At 68.5% G+C, this 2,933-nt stretch carries 3 protein-coding genes; 1 reads left to right on the top strand and 2 read right to left on the bottom strand.

Annotated features, from left to right (window positions below; genetic code table 11):
- A partial coding sequence (locus Q0964_RS07265) for an MFS transporter (protein WP_299265386.1) occupies window positions 1–578 on the bottom strand: 578 nt, incomplete at its 3' end.
- Between the two features lie 124 nt (window positions 579–702).
- Here Q0964_RS07265 and Q0964_RS07270 point away from each other — a divergent pair.
- Entirely contained in the window at window positions 703–1,461 is a 759-nt protein-coding gene (locus Q0964_RS07270) for an SDR family NAD(P)-dependent oxidoreductase (protein ID WP_299265389.1), read from the top strand.
- Here Q0964_RS07270 and Q0964_RS07275 read toward each other — a convergent pair.
- Window positions 1,458–2,693 carry a DUF4382 domain-containing protein gene (locus Q0964_RS07275; protein ID WP_299265391.1) on the bottom strand — a complete coding sequence of 412 codons (1,236 nt, stop codon included), beginning with the start codon at window positions 2,691–2,693 and terminating at the stop codon, window positions 1,458–1,460. The two genes, Q0964_RS07270 and Q0964_RS07275, sit on opposite strands and share 4 nt — an antisense overlap.
- Window positions 2,694–2,933: the final 240 nt, after the last annotated feature.

Consider the following 2,933-nt stretch of genomic DNA (forward strand, 5'->3'; position numbering starts at 1 on the left):
ATCGGCACGACCTGGACGACCGCCAGCCAGACGACCGCGTAGCCGATGGCGGCGACGCCGCTCCAGAGAAAGAGCGGCCGCCACCCACCGACGACGGGACCGATGACGGGCCGGCCCAGCCCGAACGCGCCTGCCGTCCCGACTGCCGCCCCGACCATGTACAGCGAGGACGGCAGGCCGGTCTCTGTGGGGGCAAACAGTACCGAGACCAGTTTGGGGAGGCCGAAGGTGATCGCCGTCGCGCCCACACCGAGCAGGAGGGTGGCCGCGAGCAGCGTAGGAAATCCGCCGGCGACGCTGCGGGCGATCTGTGCGACGCCTGTCACGACGAGGCCGACCGCGAGACTCCGGGCCGGGCCGACCCGGTCGACTGCGAGACCCGAAACAAGAGCGATTGGGATGTACGTCAGCGGCACCGCGCCGGCGAGCAGGCCCGCCTCCGTCCCGGTGAGCCCGACCTCGGCGATGATCGTCGCGAGGTAGGCCGGCAGGCTGAACCAGACGAAGGTGAGACTGGTGTAGCAGAGCGCCCCAGCGACGACGAGTCCGTAGCGACGCGACAGGACCGACGGAGACATTCGACGGATGCTCGGCCCGCCGACAGAAAAGGCCGTCCTATTCGCCCGTTCGGCGCCGGTCGGCTACCGGACCGAACACTGCAGCGTCCCCGCCGTTTAAGCGGTCACGGGTTCAGGAGCGGATATGCGACTACAGGGCAAGACGGCGTTCATCACTGGTGCAGGCTCCGGCCTCGGCCGGGCCGCCGCCGAACGGTTCGCGAAGGAAGACGCGACGGTCGTCGCGGCCGACGTGGACACCGACGGCCTCGAAACGACCGCCGAGCGTGTCGAGGACCTGGGCGGTGAGGTTGCGACACACGAACTGGACGTGCGCGACGGTGAGGCGTTCCGGGCGACGGTCGACGCCGCCGCCGCGGAGTTCGGCCTCGACATCCTGCTGAACAACGCCGGCGTCAGCCACGACCGGATGGACTTCGAGAGCATCGACGACGCCGAGCGGGACCGCGTCCTCGACGTGAACGTCAAGGGCGTCTGGAACGGCTGTCAGGCGGTCCTGCCCCAGTTCAAGGAGCAGGGGTCAGGGGCCATCGTCAACACGGCCTCGTTGGCGGGCGTCATCGGCGCGCCCCAGCTGACGGGCTACTCGCTCTCGAAGGGTGCAGTCGTGAACTTCACCCGGGCCATCGCCGCCGAGGTCGGCCCCGCTGGCGTTCGGGTCAACGCGGTCTGTCCCGGCGTGACCGACACACCGATGCCCCGGAAGGGCCAGACACCCGAGGAGTGGGAAGCCCGGAAAGAGGAGATGTCGCGGCACTACCCGCTGAAGCGACTGGGTGAACCCGAGGACGTGGCCAACGCGATGCTGTTCCTGGCTTCCGACGAGGCCGACTGGATCACCGGCCAGGCGCTGGTGATCGACGGCGGCTTCTCCTGTTCTTAGAACTCCGCTTCGAGTTCCGCCTCGCGCTCGCCCGCGGTGACTTTCACCTCGAACTCCTCGGCGTCGGCCGGCACCGCGACGGTGACGCGGCCGTCGGCGTCGGTGGTGCCGACCCGGTCGCCGTCGACCGTCACTGTGGCGTCGACCACGGCCGACCCGTTGGCCGTCACGGCGACCGTCGCGTTCCCGCCCGGCGCGACCCCGTCGACGAACGTCGCGTTCAGGGCCTGCTCGTCGTCGGATTCGGCCTCGTCGTCCTCGTCGGACGCCGTCTCGTTCTCTTCGCGTTCGTCGTCGGCGTCGGTCCCGTTTTCGTCCTCGTCACCCTCCGACTCGTCTTCGTCTTCCCGTTCGTCCGTACCGTCTTCGGCTTCGACTTCGCTCTCGTCGCCCTCGCGCTCGAACGTGACGCGGCGGTCGGCCACGTCGTCGCCGGCTTTCACGACGAGCTTGAATTTCTCCTCGTCGGGGACCGTGACGGTGACGCGACCGTCGGCGTCGGTGGTGCCGACCCGTTCGCCGTCGATTTCGACCGTGGCGTTCGCCACGGGTTCGTCGTCACGGGTCACCGCGAGGGTCGCGTTCCCGCCGCGGGTGACCGACTCCTCGTCGACGAACTCGACCTCGAGTTCCTCGTCGACCGGCTCGATCGGCACGTCGGTGCCGGACTGGCTGACGACCGGCCGGAGAATGTACTTGCCGCTGTTGCCGGCCTTGTGGACGGCGATGTCGAACACGAAGTTCGTCGACGCGTTCGCGCCGACGGTGAACTCAGAGTTCAACTGGAGCTTCTCGCTGGGGAGTTTCACGCGAACCTGCTCGCCGGTGGTCAGCGTCGCGTTCACGTCGCTGACGTCGGCGAAGACCTTCGTGTACGTCCCGTTCTCCGGCTGGACCGTCGTCAGCCGCGTCGCGTTCGCGCCCTGCAACCGGGTCAGGTCGACAGTCCTCTTCTCGACGGCGTGTTCGGACCAGCCGCCTTCGGCGCGCTGGAAGCCGATCTCGGCTATCGTGACGTTCAGATGGTCGAAGTCACCGATCGCGTTCTCCTGGTCGCTGACGTAGAAGTTCACGCCCGACTCGGCGGCGTCCGTGATCACGACGCTACTCGTCCCGCTCGTGGTCGGCGTCCCGTCCCCCGTGGTCGGTGTCCCATCGCCGACGCCGCCGGAACAGCCCGCGAGTACGAGCATGCCGGCGAGCGCCAGGGCTGTGAGTGCTTCCGTTCGCATACCCGTTACTTACTGATGTCGGGAATATCTCTTGTGGCCGCCCCGGTCACGGCGACGTGGGTCCGGGCGGTGCGTGCCGTCGCCGACCGGGCCGGGGCCGTTCGTTCGACCGGGTTCCGCGCCGAAAGCCACCGGTAGAATCATTTCGCTCGCGCTCGCCCATCCGCCGATGCACGAAGCAGACTTCGGCGTGGCCGGCGAGACGGCCATCGTCACCGGTGCGAGTCAGGGAATCGGTCG

This window comes from Halorientalis sp. (assembly GCF_028275115.1).
Classification (GTDB): Archaea; Halobacteriota; Halobacteria; order Halobacteriales; family Haloarculaceae; genus Halorientalis.

Excerpts from the sequence above, each read along its gene's own strand:
- Q0964_RS07270 (WP_299265389.1), top strand. The coding sequence starts at position 703 with ATGCGACTACAGGGCAAGACGGCGTTCATCACTGGTGCAGGCTCCGGC.
- Q0964_RS07275 (WP_299265391.1), bottom strand. The coding sequence starts at position 2,693 with ATGCGAACGGAAGCACTCACAGCCCTGGCGCTCGCCGGCATGCTCGTA.